17 protein-coding genes and 5 tRNA genes are annotated in these 20,505 nt (G+C 39.1%); 5 read left to right on the plus strand and 17 right to left on the minus strand.

Annotated features, from left to right (window positions below; translation table 11 throughout):
• Positions 1-262: 262 nt before the first annotated feature.
• The 4 genes from I6E69_RS08685 (at position 263) to I6E69_RS08700 (ending at position 6,355) form a co-directional block, all read left to right on the plus strand.
• Positions 263-934, plus strand: coding sequence for a response regulator transcription factor (locus tag I6E69_RS08685; RefSeq protein WP_138488864.1), 672 nt, complete (start codon positions 263-265; stop codon positions 932-934).
• On the plus strand, positions 927-2,372 hold the full coding sequence (locus tag I6E69_RS08690; RefSeq protein WP_197121059.1) for a sensor histidine kinase: 1,446 nt from the start codon (positions 927-929) through the stop codon (positions 2,370-2,372). The genes I6E69_RS08685 and I6E69_RS08690 overlap by 8 nt, the downstream gene beginning before the upstream one ends.
• Positions 2,369-3,436: an ABC transporter substrate-binding protein gene (locus I6E69_RS08695; RefSeq protein WP_197121060.1), complete on the plus strand. Its 1,068-nt coding sequence runs from the start codon at positions 2,369-2,371 to the stop codon at positions 3,434-3,436. The genes I6E69_RS08690 and I6E69_RS08695 overlap by 4 nt, the downstream gene beginning before the upstream one ends.
• A 234-nt stretch (positions 3,437-3,670) precedes the next feature.
• The gene (locus I6E69_RS08700) at positions 3,671-6,355 is read left to right on the plus strand and encodes a CHASE domain-containing protein (protein WP_197121061.1); all 2,685 of its coding nucleotides are present in this window, start codon (positions 3,671-3,673) and stop codon (positions 6,353-6,355) included.
• 70 nt (positions 6,356-6,425) lie between these two features.
• Here I6E69_RS08700 and I6E69_RS08705 read toward each other — a convergent pair.
• The 17 genes from I6E69_RS08705 to I6E69_RS08785 all read right to left on the minus strand — a co-directional run bounded on the left by I6E69_RS08705 (position 6,426) and on the right by I6E69_RS08785 (position 19,835).
• Positions 6,426-6,515: transfer RNA gene (locus tag I6E69_RS08705), tRNA-Ser, on the minus strand.
• A gap of 176 nt (positions 6,516-6,691) precedes the next feature.
• Positions 6,692-7,732, minus strand: coding sequence for a quinolinate synthase NadA (gene nadA / locus I6E69_RS08710; protein ID WP_002962419.1), 1,041 nt, complete (start codon positions 7,730-7,732; stop codon positions 6,692-6,694).
• 141 nt (positions 7,733-7,873) lie between these two features.
• Positions 7,874-7,949 (minus strand) — tRNA-Lys (locus I6E69_RS08715).
• 63 nt (positions 7,950-8,012) lie between these two features.
• Positions 8,013-8,088 (minus strand) — tRNA-Lys (locus I6E69_RS08720).
• Positions 8,089-8,170: 82 nt separating this feature from the next.
• Positions 8,171-8,246: transfer RNA gene (locus I6E69_RS08725), tRNA-Lys, on the minus strand.
• A 70-nt stretch (positions 8,247-8,316) separates the two neighbouring features.
• Positions 8,317-8,392: transfer RNA gene (locus I6E69_RS08730), tRNA-Lys, on the minus strand.
• A 226-nt stretch (positions 8,393-8,618) separates the two neighbouring features.
• Positions 8,619-9,368, minus strand: coding sequence for a tol-pal system protein YbgF (gene ybgF / locus I6E69_RS08735; RefSeq protein ID WP_033021320.1), 750 nt, complete (start codon positions 9,366-9,368; stop codon positions 8,619-8,621).
• A 13-nt stretch (positions 9,369-9,381) separates the two neighbouring features.
• Complete coding sequence (gene pal, locus I6E69_RS08740) at positions 9,382-9,924, minus strand: peptidoglycan-associated lipoprotein Pal (protein ID WP_002960636.1); 543 nt, start codon at positions 9,922-9,924, stop codon at positions 9,382-9,384.
• 34 nt (positions 9,925-9,958) lie between these two features.
• A complete protein-coding gene (tolB, locus tag I6E69_RS08745) occupies positions 9,959-11,317 on the minus strand; it encodes a Tol-Pal system beta propeller repeat protein TolB (RefSeq protein ID WP_182738125.1) in 1,359 nt (452 codons plus the stop codon).
• 9 nt (positions 11,318-11,326) lie between these two features.
• Positions 11,327-12,253, minus strand: coding sequence for a cell envelope integrity protein TolA (tolA, locus tag I6E69_RS08750; RefSeq protein WP_197121062.1), 927 nt, complete (start codon positions 12,251-12,253; stop codon positions 11,327-11,329).
• Between the two features lie 4 nt (positions 12,254-12,257).
• Positions 12,258-12,686 carry a protein TolR gene (gene tolR, locus I6E69_RS08755; protein ID WP_002960641.1) on the minus strand — a complete coding sequence of 143 codons (429 nt, stop codon included), beginning with the start codon at positions 12,684-12,686 and terminating at the stop codon, positions 12,258-12,260.
• Entirely contained in the window at positions 12,673-13,377 is a 705-nt protein-coding gene (gene tolQ / locus I6E69_RS08760; RefSeq protein ID WP_002960643.1) for a protein TolQ, read from the minus strand. Before tolQ ends, tolR begins: the two co-directional genes overlap by 14 nt.
• Positions 13,378-14,340: 963 nt before the next feature.
• Positions 14,341-15,348, minus strand: coding sequence for a Holliday junction branch migration DNA helicase RuvB (gene ruvB / locus I6E69_RS08765; RefSeq protein WP_039490135.1), 1,008 nt, complete (start codon positions 15,346-15,348; stop codon positions 14,341-14,343).
• Between the two features lie 7 nt (positions 15,349-15,355).
• On the minus strand, positions 15,356-15,973 hold the full coding sequence (ruvA, locus tag I6E69_RS08770; RefSeq protein ID WP_002960647.1) for a Holliday junction branch migration protein RuvA: 618 nt from the start codon (positions 15,971-15,973) through the stop codon (positions 15,356-15,358).
• Between the two features lie 2 nt (positions 15,974-15,975).
• On the minus strand, positions 15,976-16,500 hold the full coding sequence (ruvC, locus tag I6E69_RS08775; protein ID WP_002960649.1) for a crossover junction endodeoxyribonuclease RuvC: 525 nt from the start codon (positions 16,498-16,500) through the stop codon (positions 15,976-15,978).
• A 130-nt stretch (positions 16,501-16,630) separates the two neighbouring features.
• Positions 16,631-19,132, minus strand: a complete 2,502-nt coding sequence (locus tag I6E69_RS08780; RefSeq protein ID WP_002960651.1) for an ABC transporter permease — start codon at positions 19,130-19,132, stop codon at positions 16,631-16,633.
• Complete coding sequence (locus I6E69_RS08785; protein WP_002960653.1) at positions 19,122-19,835, minus strand: ABC transporter ATP-binding protein; 714 nt, start codon at positions 19,833-19,835, stop codon at positions 19,122-19,124. Before I6E69_RS08785 ends, I6E69_RS08780 begins: the two co-directional genes overlap by 11 nt.
• Between I6E69_RS08785 and I6E69_RS08790 the strand changes: the two genes are divergently transcribed.
• Positions 19,836-20,459, plus strand: a complete 624-nt coding sequence (locus I6E69_RS08790) for an arylesterase (RefSeq protein WP_002960656.1) — start codon at positions 19,836-19,838, stop codon at positions 20,457-20,459.
• Positions 20,460-20,505 lie beyond the last annotated feature (46 nt).

Below are 20,505 nucleotides of genomic sequence, written 5' to 3' on the forward strand. Positions count from 1 at the left end.
GCTACCTTGTTAAATTAAATTTATAGTTGTGTGTAGTGCGTATCAGCGTATTCATATTGCAATCTACAGGGTAAACCTGTCACAAACCTGTCACAAGATAATTACATTTTAGGCAATTGTATTTTTTAACGTTTAAGATAAAACTATAGCTTATATTGCTATAAAGTAAGGTATTTTCGTGTTGTAAACTTTGCACTAATTGTTTAGTGTCTTGCATAATTTAAAGTTATACTTTTTTAAAAGTTGCCTGTAGGTGTGCTCAATGAGAATTTTAGCGGTTGAAGATGACGAGGTTTTAGGCGAGGCAATTTGTCAGCGATTTACCAAAATGGGCCAAGGTATAGACCTTGTCACCAGTGGTGATGTAGCTAATTCTTTATTAAAACGTCATGAGTACGACCTTATTCTACTTGATTTAAATTTACCCAATTTAAATGGCGAACAAATTCTTAAAAAGCTTAGAGCTCGTTCTTCAAACACACCTGTATTGATTTTAACTGCCCGCGCAGAGGTAGAAAACCGTATTGAATTACTCGATTTAGGCGCCGACGACTACCTAACTAAACCGTTCGACTTTGGAGAATTAGAAGCCCGCTGCCGTGCACTACTTAGACGAAACCAAGGCTTAGGTAAAGATGTAATTAGCTATGGCAACCTCGATTTTGACCGCAAATCTTGCACAGTTACTATTGCCAAAGAGCTTGTTGATTTAAAACAACGCGAATTTAGATTACTAGAAATATTTTTAACCCATCAAGGCAAAGTGCTCAATAAAGATGAGTTACTCGATCACTTATATTCTTTTGACGACTCACCTAGCCCAAACGCCATAGAAACCTATGTAGCAAGGCTGCGTAAAAAGCTTGTAAATAGCAGTGTTGATATAAAAACATTACGCGGTTTAGGCTACCTTTTAGCAGAGTGTAATGAGTAATATAGCGCTTCCGTCTATTCGCCGACAATTGCTCACAATTACGATGAGCTTGATGCTTATCATCACTTTTTTCACTTACATTATTGCAAATAATTACAGTAAAAGTGCAGCTAAGCTTTCTTACGATAGACTACTTGCAAGCGCTGCTTTGCAAATTTTTGAAAACATCCATATCGACTACCACGAAATAATTGTTGATTTACCCAGTGCCACGTTTGAAACCCTTTCAATGGCATCAACCGATCGTTTGGTGTATCAAATTACTCAAAACAAAGGTGGGCATTTAACCGGTTATAAAGAACTATATACGCTCATTACCGATAAAGCCGGCAATAATTGGCAACGCTCTGAATATGATCCTAGAGACAACTTACAAATTAAGTTTTGGGAAGGTCATTACAAAGGCGAAAACTACCGATTTATAATGCTCTCAGACAAATTATATGAAGTAGGAAAAGCCTTCGATATTAATATTTTAATAGGCCAAACCACCCAAGCTCGCGACCAACTTGCCTACGAGATGAACTTAAAAGTACTGCAAATGGTTACTCTAATTTTTGTAATTGCTATTGTGCTTATTTTGCTAGGTGTAAGGCAGATTCTGCAACCAATATATGCCATAAACAGAAAAATCCGCAGGCGTTCGCCTATGGATTTAAGGCCGATAGATATGAGCATACCTAAGGAAATGGCCGATCTTATCGCTACTATAAACCATTTTATGGCTCAACTAGAAGTATCGCTTGATCATTTAAAACGCTTTACCGGTGAAGTAGCTCATCAAATAAGAACGCCACTTGCAGGGCTAAAAAGCCAAGCCCAAAATGCAATAGAAGAAACCGACACAAAAATACGAACAGAGCAATTAAAGCGCGTACTTTACTCAACCGACTTACTTGATAGCACTGTAACGCAACTGTTAAACCAAGCAACACTTGCACATCGCTTCCATAGTCAGCCGTTTATTACCCTATCACTGCCTGAACTTGTAAAATCGGTTTGTAGAGATGTAGCTGTGTCGGCAATACAACGAGGTGTGACGATTACTTATCAGGGTGAAGAAAACCTAATGATAAAAGGAGATGCATTTGCACTGAGCCAAATGCTGCGCAATATCTTAGAAAACGCTATAAAATTTAGCCCAACAGATAAAGAAATTAACGTATCTACACAATTGCATAGCACAGAGCTTGGCTATATAGCTCGCTTGTGCGTGGCCGATCAAGGTGTGGGCGTACCAAATAATGAAAAACACCATGTATTTGAACGTTTTTATAAAAGTAAGGGCGATCCGCGCGCAGGCAGTGGTTTAGGACTAAGTATTGCCAAAGAAGTTGCCGAGCATCATAACGCAACCATACAATTACTCGATAACACCCCTTCGGGACTTATATTTGAGATTAATTTTAAGCTAATGCTAACCGAAGGTGAGCAATGAAAACGCCCTATATTTACGCCTTAATAATGTTGTTAAGTAGTGTTTTTTTAAATGCAAATGCAACTACTCAAAAGCCGCTTATATTTAAAGCTTTGCAAACAAAACACACTGAACTCACTATATTTGGCGGCGCTGATAAAATGGAAATAGCTCCATTTTTAAAAGCTTTTCAAAAAACTAGCCCACACGTACAAATTAATTACCATGAATTGAGTACACGCGGTGTGTATACATCATTTTTAAAAGATACAAATAACCCACCTGATATTTTATTAAGCTCTGCAATGAACTTGCAAGTTAAGTTAGTTAACGATGGCTACGCACAAACTTATGAATCACAGGAAACAAAAAAACTCCCCCGATGGGCAAAATGGCGTAACGAGGTATTTGGTTTTACCTACGAAACAGCGGTAATAGCATTCAATAAAGATTTTTTATCTAATGAGCCCCCACCAGGTAGCCGTAATGAATTACTTGATTTGATCCGCAGGCACAGTGATGAAATTAAAGGCCGCATAGGTATTTACGATATAACAACAGTAGGAATAGGTTATTTACTTTGGGCGCACGACAGAGAGCAAAGCTCCAGTTATGGCCGAATGCTTGAGTCGTTTGGATATCACGACACACGAGTGTTTAGGCGCAGCGCAGATATACTCCAAGCTATTTCAAAAGGAGAAATAGCAGTAGGCTATAATATTTTAAGCTCTTATGCGCGTACATGGGCTGCGCAATATCCAAATATTGTTGTAGTGCAACCAAAAGACTACACCTCAGTAATTATGCGCAGTGCTATTATTCCTAAAAAATCTAAAAATGTTAAAGGCGCGCAGCAGTTTCTTGATTATATACTTTCAAGCAAGGGCCAAACAGATATGGCCAACTTTACAAATTTTGAACCTATAAACAACGAAGTACGTACAACACAACCCCACCTACTCGATACCTCTGAGGGACAGCTGCGCCCTGTACCATTAGGTATTCAAATTTTAGTTATTAATGATGAAATGAAGCGCCAAATAATTTTGCAAGAATGGGAAAACGCATTATTTGAATATCAATAAAGCAGCACTTTATAACTATTATTTACAAACAAAAACATCAATAAATAGCTATTAACCTCATTTATTTAAAGGTAAAACGCTATTTTTTTACTTCAGTATAAGCAGCGCCAAGGTTCTATTAAATATATAATTATTAATTACGGACAAAGTTGTATCCTCTCTAAAAAGTGCTATATTTATCACGTTATTAAAATAGAAACACACTTACTGCGACTCATGAAAAAGGATTAATTAATGATTCAAGCACGACCGGTTAATAAAGGGTTATTAATCTCACTGCTTCCTCACGTCATTTTATTAGTTGCGGGCATTATACTTACCTACTTTGCTCATATTAAACACCAAGAAGCCATAAAAAATAAAATAAACAATGCGCTTGATAACCGCCTATCATCGCTTTCTACAGGTATTAACAGTAGGCTCGATTTGTATCAATATGGGCTATTTGGTTTAAAGGGCTTTGTACATGGGATAGGTGCAAATAACTTAAACTATCAAGCCATAACTAACTACTCTGGGGGCCGTAACTACGCTAAAGAATTCCCTGGAGCTAATGGTATTGGCTATATAAAAAAAGTTGGCGTTGAGCAATTAAATAAATTTTTGAATGATGCAAAAAACGATAGACCCGATCAGACATTTAATTTGAATACACTCGTAGCGACTAGTGATGAGCATTTTATAATTCAATATATTTTTCCTGAGCAAAAAAACTTACAAGCAATTGGATTAGATATTGGATCTGAGAGCATGCGCAAACAGGCAGCACTAAATGCTGCCATAAATAATACAACCCAATTAACGGCGCCACTGACTTTAGTACAAGCGAATAAACTCTCGCAACAAGGCTTTTTAATATTAGTGCCAATATATAAAACCATTACTATTTCTGATAATAAAAAACAGCGCCTTAATGAGCTTTTAGGTTGGGCATATTCGCCGTTGTTAATTGATAAAATTTTAGACTCACTTTCACACCTTGATGAAAATCAACTAACGATAAGTGATATAAATAACGATACTGAGACTGAGACTGATTTTTTTAGTTATGGCATAAAAAGCAAAACTAACGATTATCAATTAACTAAAATTATAAAATTAATGGGTAGAACGTGGAAAATTACCATTGATGCCTCAGACGCCTTTATTTATAACCTTCATCTCCCTAGTCGGTATCAAGCCATTGTTAATGGCTCTTTCGCCACTATTGGCTGTATGTTTGTAGTTTTTTTAATGCAATTGTTTATTTTTAGAAGAAACCAAAGAATTAAGAGAAAAACACTTCAGGCTAAAAAAAATAAACTCGCATTACAGCAAGCAAATTTAAAACTAGAAAGCGAAGTTAAACAACGTACGCAAGAAATAGCCGATATGAGCATGCTCCAACAAAGTATTTTAAACAGTGCTAGTTATTCAATTATAGCGACCGACACAAACGGCTTAATCACTCTATTTAATCCCGCCTCAGAAAAGTTATTAGGCTACAAAGCGCAAGATGTTATTGGTATTAAAGACCCAAGCATATTTCATTTAAAAGAAGAAATTATAAAAAAGGCTAAACTACTTAGTGCTGAATTAAATAAACCTGTACCCCCTGGTTTTGAAGTCTTTATCTTAAAAGCAACAGCAACAGAGCCAGATATTAATCAATGGACATATATTTCTTCTACAGGCGAGCAAATACAAGTTAATTTAAGTGTCACTTCGTTGTTAAATAACGAAGGAGACACCGTTGGCTACTTAGGTATTGCTTACGATTTAACAGAACAAATTGACCACGAGCAAGCCCTTGGTCACTCAAAAGAACTTGCTGAGCAAGCATCGCAGGCTAAGTCTGAGTTTTTAGCAAATATGAGCCACGAAATACGAACCCCGATGAACGGTATACTTGGCACATTACAACTATTACAAGAACAACCGCTTAATGAAAAATCAAAAGAGTATTTAAAAAAATCACTGTATTCAACTCGAGCACTCACCACCATTATTAACGATATTCTTGATTTTTCTAAAATAGAGGCTGGCAAGCTCTCATTAGAGAATAAGCCTTTTGATTTTTTTGAACTTATTCATCACTTAGAGTCAGACTTAGGTGTACAAGCAACAGATAAAAACATTTACCTTAAATTTGTGATTGATATTGAGCACAAGCATTGGGTGGGCGACCCAGTTAGACTCAGACAGGTATTTTTAAATCTAATATCTAACGCGATTAAGTTTACATCTCAAGGTGGCGTTACAGTAACCTTTAGGCTAACCGACGAAAGCAGAATATGTTGTTGTATATCAGACACGGGGATTGGAATTTCTGAGCAAGCAATTGATCGATTGTTTGAGCGCTTTGAACAAGCTGAGCAATCAACCACGCGTGAATATGGTGGTACGGGCCTTGGCTTACCCATCACTAAATCATTAATAGGCCTTATGAATGGCGAAATTAAAGTAACAAGCCAGTTAGGTTCAGGGAGTCAGTTTTATGTGTACTTACCATTAAAACAAGCGCAGGTGGATGACAGCACATTAACAACCAAAAATAGTGAGTTTCCTGACCTATCTGGAAAAATTATTTTATTAGCTGAAGATAATAAAATAAATCAGCTTGTTGCAGCTGCGATGCTTGAACCAACTAAAGCCACCATTATTATTGCCAACAATGGTTTAGAAGCGATTTCATTATACGAGTTACACAAACCAGACATTATTTTTATGGACATTCAAATGCCAAAAATGGATGGTCTTCAGGCATGTAAAAAAATTAAGGCGCTTAATAGCGAACAAATTGTTATTGCATTAACTGCTAATGTTTTTACAGAACAAAAAGAAATATACAGGCAATTATTTGATGGTTACGTTTCAAAACCAATCGAAAAACATGAACTTGTCGGCATGTTATCGACACTTTGCTTAGTAAATAATTAGTCATACTGAAGGCATTAAAAAACCCAGTTATTGTTACCTTTCGATATTAATAACTGGGCTCTAAGAATAATGGTGGAGGGAGAGGGATTCGAACCCTCGTTAGGGATAAACCTAAACACACTTTCCAGGCGTGCGCCTTCAGCCACTCAGCCATCCCTCCACGGTGCTGCAATTGTGTAATGCAACAGCGCGCTATAGTATGAAATAGACCCTTAAGGTGCAAGGCATTTTTAAATTTGGGCCTTTAAATGCTTATTAATCAAGCAACACATACCTATAGGCACAAAAAAACGGCTAAATCTAAGACTTAACCGTTTTTAATTTATAATTTAAAAGTTATTTAGCCATGCTCGCAGTAAACTCAAGCATGCGATTTAAGGATTTAAGTGCGCCTTCGCGTAAATCCATATCAACGAATACTTCTTTGCCTTTAGGACTTATGAGGGCTTCCTCAATCGCTTTTAAGCCATTCATTGCCATCCAAGGGCAATGTGCGCAACTTTTACATGAAGCGCCCTCACCTGCCGTAGGAGCCGCAAAAAACTCTTTATCTGGACATAGTTGCTGCATTTTATAAAAGATGCCGCGATCGGTTGCTACAATAAACTTTTTATTGTCCATTGTTTGCGCTGCTTTGATTAATTGGCTCGTAGATCCAACCGAATCGGCAAGAGCAACTATTTCTGCTGGTGACTCAGGATGAACTAATACGCCTGCATCTGGGTGTAGCGCTTTCATGTCTTTAAGTGCTTTTGTTTTAAACTCGTCATGTACAATACATGCGCCATTCCACATAAGCATATCAGCACCGGTATTTTTTTGAATATAACTACCAAGGTGCTTATCTGGGCCCCAAATGATTTTTTCGCCTTGCTCATCGAGGTGCTCTACTATTTCAAGTGCACATGATGAAGTTACAATCCAATCTGCACGTGCTTTAACAGCCGTAGACGTGTTTGCATATACAACGACTTTACGATCTGGGTGCTGATCGCAAAACGCAGAGAACTCGTCTATCGGGCAACCAATATCTAACGAACATGTTGCTTCAAGCGTTGGCATAACAACCGTTTTATTTGGCGTTAAAATTTTGGCTGTTTCGCCCATAAATTTTACGCCAGCAACAATAATCATATCTGCGTCGTGACGTGCGCCAAAACGCGCCATTTCTAGCGAGTCGGCAACGCAGCCGCCGGTTTCTTCAGCAAGTGCTTGAATTTCAGGATCGGTATAATAATGGGCAACAAGTACTGCATTTTTATCTTTTAGTAATTGTTTTATACGCGCTTTATATTCGCCTTGCTCGTCTTGTGTTAACGGTGCTGGCTTAGGGGGAAAAATATAACCTTCAGGCATAATAGTTTGAGCTAGACTCATGTTCTCGACCACTTATCTACAGTGCATTAATTAGGGCGAATTATACGAGAATATGAAAGCAAATAACAGCAAACTAGTAAGGCTGTTTATAAAAAATAAAGTGGGAAATTACAAAAGAATATAAAGGAAAGTATTAGAGAGTGGTGGGTCATGATGGATTTGAACCATCGACCAATTGATTAAAAGTCAACTGCTCTACCAACTGAGCTAATGACCCGCTCTAATATAAATCTGCTTTGTAAAAAGCTTGCGTAAATCCGCCGATTAAACTGTCATAGAATGGTGGGTTATGATGGATTTGAACCATCGACCAATTGATTAAAAGTCAACTGCTCTACCAACTGAGCTAATAACCCGCTCTATGCACTTATTCAATTAGAATGAAGCTTACGTAAATCCGCCGATTGATGCCAAACCGTATTCACAAGGAATAAAGAATGGTGGGTCATGATGGATTTGAACCATCGACCAATTGATTAAAAGTCAACTGCTCTACCAACTGAGCTAATGACCCGCTCTGACGTTGCGTTTTATAACAACTTAGTATTGTACGTAAATCCGCCGATAAAAGACCATTCAAAGAATGGTGGGTTATGATGGATTTGAACCATCGACCAATTGATTAAAAGTCAACTGCTCTACCAACTGAGCTAATAACCCGCTCTTTTTGTCGCATTTCGAGTGGGGTAACCATTCGTTTGCTGCGGGCGCTTATAATACTTATTTATAAAATGAGTGCAACCGAAATTGTCTCTTTTTTTAAGTTTTTATGTCTAGATGCACAAAATTAAACCGTTTGTGCTCAAACTACATGCAAATCCAAGATTCTTCGAGAGTTTCCATGTAGTTTGCATGCCTTAACTAGAAATTTAATCGCTGGTGAACTTTAGTTTCCCAAACGATCAGTTGCTAGTTTTGCAGCGGTAGTACTTGGGTATTGATTGATAAGATCGCTCAATATTTTTTGTGCTTGCGCCGCTGAACCTTGATCTTGTAAAAGTGTGCCTAACTTTAGCATTGCATCAGGGCGTTTATTAGAATTGGGAAATTCGTTAACAACCACTTTAAAATGCTCTACCGCTTTTACGCCATCATTTTTAATAGTAAGCAACTGCCCTAACCAATAATGCGCGTTAGACGCATATACAGAGTTTGGATAGGTAGTTAAAAACGTTTGAAATTCAGGAATCGCTTGATCATAACGTTTATCTTTCATTATTAGCGCAACAGCACGCTCGTACGCTTCATTTTCAGATAAGTCACTGCTGTAGCTCTGTGCATCGTTTGGCTGCGCCTGATCGACTACTGGAGCTGCTGTTGGCTGTGTATAAGCCTGGCTCACGCGGTTTTCAATCTCTTGATACAACTCACGCTGACGCTGCAGTACTTTTTCAAGTTTGTAGCTTTGCTCTTCAGTTACACCGCGAATTTGACTTACTTCGTCTTGTAACAAGTTAAGTTGTTGCTGTAACTCTACTTGTAAAAAGTTACGCGACTGCATCATATTCTCAAGCGACGCTAATCGCTTCTCAATACTTGATTGTGAACTTGCAGCTTCTGAAACAGGAGCGGGAGCAGCCATTAACTGGGTGCTCCCGCTCAATATCATGGCTGCCAAAATAATTTTCGGCTTCATAATATCTCTTATCTTAGTAAACTAGTACCGCACGGCGGTTTTTAGCGAAAGCTGATTCAGTGCGAGATTTAACCATTGGCTTCTCTTCACCGTAGCTTACCACTGACATTTGGCTAGCTGAAACACCTAAGCTTAATAGGTATTTTTCAACTGCTTGGCCACGGTGCTCACCTAGTGCAATGTTGTACTCTGGAGTACCGCGCTCATCTGCGTGGCCTTCAATTAGTACTTTAACTGATGGGTTTTGAACTAAAAACTCAGCATGTGCACGAAGTAAATCAGCGTACTTACCTTCAACAGTCGCTTTATCAAAGTCAAAGTAAATTACTTGCTCTTGACGAAGTGCTTCGTACTTTTGACGAAGTTGCTCTTCTGCTTGTTGCTCAGGAGAGATTGTAGCTACTTCAACTGTATCAGTGTTAGTTGATTGCTCAACAACGCCTTGATTTGATTGGTTTGCAGCACCTTCATCAATATCAGAAGATGAGCTACAAGCTGCTAATGTCATTACTGGCACAGCAATTAGCAGGCCTTTAAGTATTTTGTTAAGTTGCATTGAGTAGATTCCTATTTTGAGTAAACCAGTAATATTACTGTAAGTATGGCGACCAAGCTGGTGCCTTTACTTGTCCGTCTAGCACAGGTAACCGTGCTTTAAATCGGCCGTCCATCGATACTAGCGCAAGTACCTGTTTATTATTATGGAGCGTGCTGTATATAATCATCGAACCATTTGGCGCTATGCTCGGTGATTCATCTAGGCGTGTTCTCGTTAATACTTGAAACGCACCTGTAGCCAGCTCTTTCTTAGCAAGATGGTACTGCCCGTTGGTACGGTTAACCATCACTAATTCTTTTCCATCTGGTGTTATAGAACCAGCAAGGTTCATATCACCATCAAAGGTGAGTCGTTGTGACCTACCTGTTTTTAAATTTAACTTATAAATCTGAGCATTACCACCCCTTTCAGATGTAAACACAATATCTTGGCCATTAGGGTACCAAGATGGCTCAGTATCTATGCTACGATGATTTGTTAAGCGTGTTTCTTTACGTGTAGCAAGGTCAAGCATGTAAACTTCTGTCGCACCCGTCTTATCCTTAGAAAGCACTAATAATAGCTTTTTACCATCTGGCGAAAACTGCGGTGCACCATTAATACCACGGTAGCTTGCTATTATTTCACGCTTACCTGTGTATATATCTTGAATGTAAATTTGGCTTTGACGGTTTTCAAACGTTACATACGCTAGTTTAGTACCATTTGGTGACCATGCTGGCGACATTAATGGTTCTTTTGAACGAAGTAATACCTGTTCGTTAAAACCATCGTAATCAGCAACGACTAGCTGATAAGGTTTAGCCTCGTTATCACGTACTATTACATAGGCAATTTTAGTTAAAAACGCGCCCTTTTCACCCGTTAGCTTTTCATAAATAACATCACTAATGCGGTGTGAATAACGACGAAAACCACTCTCGCCAATAACACTTTCACGCGCTTCTAAAATATGATCTTGGCTTTTAACTAACTTACCGTTACTCATCATTTGCGTATTGCCACCGGTAATTTGGCCGCGAATCACATCAACTAACTCATAACGAACTAAATAACGCCCATCAGTTTGTTGTTCAACCTCACCAACAAGAACAGCTTCAACACCTTTATTAACCCAAGACGCATAATCAATTTCGCCATCTTTACTTGGCTGTTGCGGCATTTGCGCCACATCAACAGGTTTAAACTTACCACTGCGCATTAAATCGGCAGCAATAACACCACTTAGCTTTTCAGGGATTGGACCAACACCTTGGTATTTAAAAGGTACAATAGCAATAGGCCTTGCACCGTCTACACCTTCTGTTATTACAATTTCAAGCGCTGCATTAGCAACACCCGTAAACCCAAACAGTAAAACTAAACAGGCTATTTTTATTTTGTTGAACATATCATTCCTTTAAAATTCTGGCTTGATTGTTAAATTAATATTCTTAAGTTTTTCGAATACGTCTTTATCTTTAGATACCGGTAATGTGTCAGCCATGCGCACTGCTCTTAATGCAGCTTCACATACTAACTTGTCGCCACCTAATGATTTAACTTGCGTTACTAAACCATTAAAGCCCAAACGAATATTAACTCGGCACTGTTGGTTTTTCATTTTTTCATCAATCAGTAAGTTTTGCTGAATACGCGCCATAATTAATGCACGGTACTTATCAACTTCGCTCACCACTTGTTGCTGACGTATTTTACTACGGACAGCCTGCTCTTTGGCAAGTTGCTCTTGTAACATTTGCTCTTGCATTGCTTGCTGGCGTTTACGTTCGGCCTCAGCAGCACGCTCTTTTGCTTCCTCTTCACGCTTTTTGCGCTCAGCTTCTGCTTTTTTAAGCGCTTCTTCTTCAGCTTTGCGTTTGTCAGCTGCTGCTTTTGCTGCGTTTTCAGCTTCTTGCTTTTGCTTTTCGGCTTGCTTAGCTTTAGCACGCTCTTTTTGCTCAATGGCACGTGCTTTTTTAGCTTCTGCCTCGGCTTGCGCTTTTTCTTTCTCTTTAGCTTTACGCTCTTGCTCTAGCTTTTTAATATTACGTGCTTCTGATTCGCGTTGCTTGCGTGCATTGGCCGCTCTGCGTTCTAAATCACGGATACGTTTATCTTCAGCACTTTTTTTATCTTTTTCTTTCTTTTGAAGCTCAGCAATTTTTTGCTCAACTTGTTTTTGATCAACTGTAACGGCTGATACCGCTTTATCTGGCGTAGGTATAGCCGAATTAAGCGTTACTTCCATTACTTTAGGTGTTGGCGGATGAATATTTGCAGAAGCATACAAAAATCCACCAATCCCTAAATGAAGTACTATTGATTTTACTACTGAACTATTCATACAGCTACTTCCCCTCAAAGGATTCAGTCATTAATCCTACTGATGGTACGCCTGCATTTTTCAAAAAATCCATTAGTAATAATACTTCTTGATACGACACCTTACCCGAGCCTTTAATCATTACCGGCACGTCAGGGTTTTTCATTAGCTGTAATTTTATAACCGCCGCAACATCAAGTGCTTCCATAGGCTCTTCTGGATCTGTACCTACACTCACGTAATATTTACCTTGTGCATCTATTGAGGCAATAATAGGCGGAGTATCTTTAGTATCAACTAAATCAGACTCTTCCATTTTAGGTAAATCAACTTTTACACCATGCGTTATAAGCGGTGCTGTAGCCATAAATATTATAAGTAGTACCAACATTACATCAATGTAAGGTACTACATTAATCTCTGCGACCGGACGGCGCTTTTTACGCTGATACATTCGCTTGTGCCTCTATTTGTGTAGCTGCTTGACGGTGTAAAATATTAGCAAACTCTTCCATAAAGTTAATATAGTGAGACTCAAGCTTTTCAACACTGTTTGAAAAACGGTTATAAGCAATAACAGCAGGGATCGCCGCAAATAAACCCATAGCAGTGGCAATAAGTGCCTCTGCAATACCAGGTGCTACCATTTGTAATGTAGCTTGCTTAACTTCACCTAGTGCAATAAAGGCATTCATTATACCCCACACTGTACCAAACAAACCGATGTACGGACTTATAGAACCTACTGTTGCTAAAAACGATAGGCTAGATTCCATTTTTTCAATTTCACGAGAAAGCGCAACACGCATAGAGCGGTGCGTTCCTTCCATAACAATACTCGCACTTTGAAATGTATTCTTTTTATGGCGAGCAAACTCTTTAAAGCCCGAAGTAAACAAAGCTTCAATCCCTTGAGACTGACCGCTGCGTGACGATATCTCGTTATATAATTTGCTTAAATCAATACCCGACCAAAACTTTTGCTCAAATTTCTTAGCATTTATTAGCGCATCCGATATTGCTTTTTTACGTTGAAATATAATTGTCCACGACATTACAGACATGGCAACTAGCCCTAACATTACTAATTGAACAAGCAAACTTGCTTCTAAAATTAGATCTAAAAAATTAAGCCCTGATCCCATGTTAAACTCCTAAATAATTTCAAAATACGGCAAATTGGTTAATTTGTGTAAATATGACCGCTTACACGGCCAAAAGTTGCATCTAGTGTATCTAGTCCATTTCAAGCTGACAACGGTATTGCTATGAATAGGCAACAAAAAACGTTAAAAAACAGCTTTAGCTGGCATTTCCCTTTGCCTCAGTATTTTATTTAAACTTTTAAACAAACTCGCTAACTATAAATATGCGTAAATATATACATGAAACGTCATAAAATGCGCCGTTTATTCAAAATAAGAGCATAAACACTCAAAACCTATAAGCCTCACCTGTACGTAATAGTAAAACTAATACCGAGCTATAACGAAATAAATTACTTAAGTTATAAATTTCATAAACTTATAAATTTAACGATTAATTAACGCACAAGATTCAAACAACAATAAAATTCACTAAATTAGTTTTTCTAATCTGAAAATACAAATTTTCTAGTTTGAACAAAAAAGTAAACTTACGTATTATTCTCCCATACCGAGCTAGCGCACTGAATGAGATAGTTTCATTAAGCCAAGTTCTTAGTAATAGGATATTTTATCGTATTACATTGTTTTACTCTTTCTGGATAAAACCAAATTTAGTAAAACGTAGTTCCCCTGGATTACTTCCTTCAACTTGTTGTTTGCCCGCATTTTTTGCGGGCTTTTTTTTGCCTGCAATTTAGTGCGCTACATATTTTATTTATAAACTAATAATTGCCCTACCTAATTTACAATAAGTAATTCGCTTACTAGTTTGAATGGTACGCAGGATAGCTTCGCGAGTCTTAACGCCCTGTGAATTAACAGTTAACTATAAAGCGTATTAGTATTTTGAAATAACATTTGCAACAGAGTGTTGAGGTTTTGGGTATAATAATTTGAAACAAAGGGATACTGAGACAATTACCTGCTGCGCAATAAACCACAGCAAGTAAAGTATATAGGCTAGTCTTTTTTAGGAAGTAAACCAAAGTGATGATATGCACTGTCAGACACTATGCGCCCGCGTGGAGTACGCTGAATAAATCCTTGCTGGATTAAAAATGGCTCTATTACATCTTCTATTGTTTCGCGCTCTTCACCAATAGCAGCCGCTACATTGTCGAGCCCTACTGGGCCGCCCATAAATTTTTCGATTATGGCGAGTAAATATTTGCGGTCCATATAATCAAAACCACTTTTATCTACGTCAATCATATCAAGGGCTTGCTTAGCTACATCGGCGTTTACTGTGCCGTCAGATTTTACTTGAGTGTAATCGCGTACACGGCGCAATAAGCGGTTTGCAATACGTGGTGTGCCGCGTGAGCGCTGGGCAATTTCGGTAGCGCCATCGTCACACATTTCTAAATCAAGGTAATGCGCTGAACGCCCTACTATGTGCGATAAATCTTCTACAGAATAAAACTCTAATCGCTGCACAATTCCAAAACGGTCACGCAGTGGCGATGTAAGCGAGCCTGCTCGTGTGGTTGCACCAATAAGTGTAAATGCAGGTAAGTCTAATTTAATAGAACGCGCAGCTGGGCCTTCACCAATCATTATATCAAGCTGGTAGTCTTCCATTGCGGGATATAGTATTTCTTCAACTTGCGGGCTTAGCCTGTGTATTTCATCGATAAACAGTACATCGCCTTCTTCTAAATTAGTAAGTAGAGCAGCTAAATCGCCTGCTTTTTCAAGTACAGGGCCTGATGTTGTTTTAATACTTACGTGTAATTCATTGGCTACAATATTTGCAAGCGTGGTTTTACCAAGCCCAGGTGGGCCAAATATTAATAAATGATCGAGCGCTTCACCACGGGTTCGGGCAGCTTCAATAAAAATTTCCATTTGCTGCTTAACATGAGGCTGGCCTCTGTAGTCGGCTAAAAGTTTTGGTCTGATTGCACGATCTATAGAGTCTTCATTTGTTTTTTCAGTCGCATCAATTAAGCGATCCGCTTCAATCATGGGTTACTCACAACATAGATTTTAAAGATTCTCTAATAAGAACCTCAGTAGACATATCGGGTTTACTTATCGATTTTACTGCTTTTTGAGCTTGTGGCAATTTATAACCTAATGCAAGCAGTGCCGATACGGCATCATCCGCTGCATTATTAGCAATTGTCGCATCGCTCATTGGCTCTATTACTGCGCTGTCGCTAAATGGCGTAAATAAATCATTACCCCAATCTTTTAGTCTGTCTTTCATTTCGAGTACTAAACGCTCGGCTGTTTTTTTACCTACACCGGGTAATTTAACAAGCGATGTTGAGTCTTCGTTATTTACACAACTTACAAATTGTTTTGCCGACATGCCCGATAAAATAGCTAAGCCAAGTTTTGGCCCTACGCCATTTGCTTTTAAAAGCTCTCTAAACAAGGCACGTTCAACTTTATTATTAAAACCAAATAATAGTTGAGCATCTTCACGCACTACAAAGTGAGTGTAAACAATCGCGTTTTCACCAATTTTTGGTAAATCGTAAAAACAGGTCATTGGCATTTGTACTTCGTAACCTACACCACTTACTTCGAGTAATATTTCTGGTGGCTGTTTTTCGACTAAAATACCATTTAAGCGGCCTATCATAATTATTTCCTTAAACGTCCTCTAACGGTTTTGCTTGCGCTGCCCGCTAGTTTAATTAAATTTTGTTCTGAGTGGGCGTGGCAAATCGCAATAGCGAGTGCATCAGCTGCATCGGCCTGTGGCGTACCGGGTAGTTTTAAAATATTTTTTACCATGTGTTGCACTTGTGTTTTATCTGCGCCACCGTTGCCTACTACTGCTTGCTTAATTTGCCTAGCTGAGTATTCAAATACAGGTAAGTCGGCCATCGCAGCGCCCACAATCGCAGCGCCTCTAGCTTGGCCTAGTTTTAAAGCTGAATCGGGGTTGTGCGCCATAAATACTTTTTCAATGGCAAAGGTTTCTGGTGAAAACTGCTCAATAAGCTGTGTAATGCCTTGATAGATCATTTTAAGCCTAACCGGAAAAGGATGATCTGCTAACTTAATACAACCACTGCCTAAATATGTAAATTTAGAACCTTGGTGGGCAACAACGCCATATCCGGTCAAACGTGAACCAGGATCGATCCCTAAAATAATGGCCAAACAGCGCTCCATTGTTATTATTTTTAAATTACGCTAATAATGCCAGAGCACTGTATAAATTACCAGTACAAAGAAAAACAAAAATGCCCACGTACTAGGTGGGCATTTACAGGAACATGTTAGTTTAAGCTTACCCTAGGGCACGCACTAATCCTTGGGTGTTTTGTTTAAGTGTTCGGGCAATCATTAAATAACCTAAACCAGCCACAAATACGCCGCCAGCTACCGGACCTATAATCCATATATGTGGGTGTAACTTACCTGCTAAATCAAACATTTGTTGCTGCACAATCAAAAGCGCTATATCACTAAAAAATGCAGCCACTAAACCAGCTAAACCGCCTAGTAATAAAAACTCATACAGGGTCGCGTTTTTAATTAATCGGCTTTTAGCCCCAAGCGTTCGCAGTATTACAATTTCTTGCATACGCTCACCTAAACTAGCTTGCACTTGCGATATAAGTACAAGCGCGCCACACAGCACTACAATTGCAAGTACGAAGCCAATGGCGAGCGATACTTGCGAAATAGTTGTTTGTATTTGCTTAACAAAGTTATCAATATCAATCGCTGTAATAGTAGGGTAAGTACGTAATAACTGGCTAAAGTCACGTTTTTGATCTGGGTTTATACGTACCGACGAAATATACGTCGCCGGAAAATCTGCAAGTACATCCGGGCTTAAAATAATAAAAAAGTTAGGTTTAAGCGTGGCCCAATTTACTTTGCGCACACTGGTGATTTTAGCGTCGAACGACTGCGAACCAATTAAAAATGTAAGCGTATCGCCTATCTCAACATCTAAACGCTCAAGCATCGACTCCTCTACTGAAGCCTCAGCCATCGCATTCTCACCAAACCACGTACCTTGTGTTACTTCATTTTGATCAGGCACATCTTTAAGCCATGTAAGATTTAGCTCACGACCAATACCTGCACGTGCTTCTTCGTCTTTTTTCTCGTTGTCTTGCAGCGATACAGAACGCGCTACCAACTCGCCGTTCACAGCATTTACGCGCCCACGAATAGTTGGATAAAACTCTGATACCTGAATATCTTTTTGTGCCAAATACTCATTAATTGGCTCAAGCTCATTTTGTGTAATATTGACTAGAAACGCATTAGGCGCGTCGCTTGGAAGTTGCGACTGCCAATCAGATATCATGTCGTTTTTAAGTACCACTAAAAACAGCAGTAATTTAATCGCTAACGAAAAACTAATTAACTGTACCGCGTTCACATTTGCACGCTTTTGGATAGATGCAATTGCAAGCGACCAACTATTACCTGGCTTTAATCCTAGTTTTCGACCACCACCAAATATTAATTTAGATACTAAAAACAGCACACCAATTAGCGCAAGTGTTGATATAAACAAAATAAGCGTTATTTTTATGTTGTTGCTAAATAACCACATTAATAAAAACACGGTTAGCGCACTCATACCTAAATGCACACGACTTACTGCCAACTTGTCACCTAAGTTACGGCGCAGTACTCTAAGCGGTGGAATATCAAATAAATCAAATAACGGTTTAATAGAAAACATAACAGCACAAATTACGCCAGTGCTTATAGCCACCAGCCAAGGTTTAAAGCCACCTAAGGGTAACTCTGTGCCCATACTTTTTGATAAGTAACTTGTTGCTATTTCTTGCAAGCCATAACCAATTAACAGCCCTATACTTACCGCCATTGCACATACAAGCAATAAATGAAGCATGTATATTTTGCGGATCATTGAGCGGCTACCGCCGAGCGTTTTCATCATCGCTACTGGGTCGTATTGGCGTTCACAATAACGTTTTGCTGAAACAGCTATAGCCACTGCTGCCAAAATAATGCCCAGTAAACCAGCAAGTAATAAAAAGCTCTCAGCGCGGTTTAAGCTGTTTGAAATGGGTGATTGGCGGTCTTTAACGCCATACCATTGTTGGTTTTCTTTCATTTGTGGTTTAAGCCACTCGTAAAAGCTATTTATGTCGGCCTCACTGCCTGCATAAAGTTGGCGGTAATAAACACGACTACCCGGCTGCACAACTTCGGTTTTTGCCACATCGTCAATATTAATAAGCACACGACGGCTGCTCGAAAATACATTAAATGGCGCGTCAGGCTCTTCTACAATAACTTTTGAAACATTAAATAATGCAGCGCCAAGCTCTACTTGCGCGCCTATATCAATATTTAAACTGTAAAATACCGACTCGCTTAGCCACACATTACCAGGCGTTGGTCCGCTATTAGCAACTTTAGTTTCACCGGTTAGGGTATCTTTAACTTTTAACTGCCCTTTTAGCGGGTACGCATTAGATGCTGCTTTTACTGAGCTAAACTGCATTTCATCATCGGCAAACAACATAGTGTCGAAATACACCATTTGCGCCGTTTTTAAATTTTGGCTCTGTGCTTGAGTAATAAAAGCAGTGTCCAGAACATGGTCGCTTGCAAGTACACGGTCTGCAGCAATAAAAGCACTGCTTTTTTGCGCAATACTTTGCCCTATCCGCTCAGTAACCATAGACAGTGTAAGCACGGTTAAAACAGCAAGGGCGATAGCTGCGCTTATAACCGTGAGCTCACCACGGCGAAATTCTCGCGAAAATAACTTAAGCGCTAACTTAACCCACATTAGCAATGTCCTCTACTTGGCTTTTTACCAGTAAGCCCGCTTCTATTTGAATAATGTGCTCACATTTTTGTGCAAGCCCTTCATCGTGAGTAACCAAAATAAGCGTGGTGCCGTGTTGCGTGTTTAAATCAAATAATAAGGATTCAATCATTTTACCGTTTTTGCTGTCTAAATTAGCCGAAGGCTCATCAGCAAATAGTATTTTAGGTGTACCAATAAATGCTCGCGCAATAGCAACACGTTGCTGTTCACCGCCAGAGAGTTGCGACGGGTAATGATCAATTCGATGGCTCAAGCCTACTTTTTCAAGTAATGCAATTGCTTGCTCTTTTGCATCACTTTCACCAGCGAGCTCTGCTGGCAGCATAACGTTTTCTAGTGCCGTTAAGCTTTGTACTAACATAAACGATTGAAATACAAATCCAATTTTAGCCGCGCGCAGTGCAGCACGCTCTTCTTCATCTAAATTGTGTAATGGTTCACCATCTAAAAATATTTCACCGCTGCTGGCGGTGTCCAGCCCTGCTAATAAACTGAGTAACGTAGATTTACCAGAGCCCGACGTGCCAACAATAGCAACAGACTCGCCATGCTTGACATTAAAGCTGATGTCGCTGAGGATGGGCAGCTCACCTTCAAAGGTAGAGACTACTTTAGACAAACCATTAACCTGAATTATATTTAATTGAGAAAGCGCTGACATATGACTCATTCAATCCTTCGTTTAGTATTCATTTTATTTTTAGTTATCAAACCGCTGAGCGCAGCAGCCGACAACACGATTTTAATACTCGGTGACAGTTTAAGCGCAGCCTACGGACTTCAACAAGAAGAAGGCTGGGTAAAATTGTTACAAGATAAATACGATGACGAACAAGCCGACATTGAACTTATCAACGCCAGTATTAGTGGCGAAACATCTGGTGGAGCCCTACGCCGTTTAGATGCATTGCTTGAGCAATACGAACCCACTCATGTACTTATTGAGCTAGGTGCTAATGACGGTTTACGTGGTTTTCCAGTTAAAAAAATGCAAACTAACTTAACGTCTCTTATTCAAAAAAGCCAAGCAGCTAATGCGATGACCGCCTTAATGGAGATTTACATTCCCCCTAATTATGGTCCGCGTTATAGCAAAATGTTTACTGACACTTTTTCGCGCGTTAGCGAAGAAACAAATGCGCATTTAATGAACTTTTTTATGCTAGATATTGCCAGCCAATCTGATCTAATGCAAAACGATAGTTTACACCCTAACAAAAAAGCTCAGCCATTAATACGAGATGAGATGTATGACTCGATCAAAAAGTGGTTAAATAAAGACTAGCTAATTAATACACCGCAAGGGCGCCTTTTTAGGCCTCTTGCGTAAT

Source organism: Pseudoalteromonas sp. NZS100 (assembly GCF_015864815.1).
GTDB classification, from domain to species: domain Bacteria; phylum Pseudomonadota; class Gammaproteobacteria; order Enterobacterales; family Alteromonadaceae; genus Pseudoalteromonas; species Pseudoalteromonas distincta.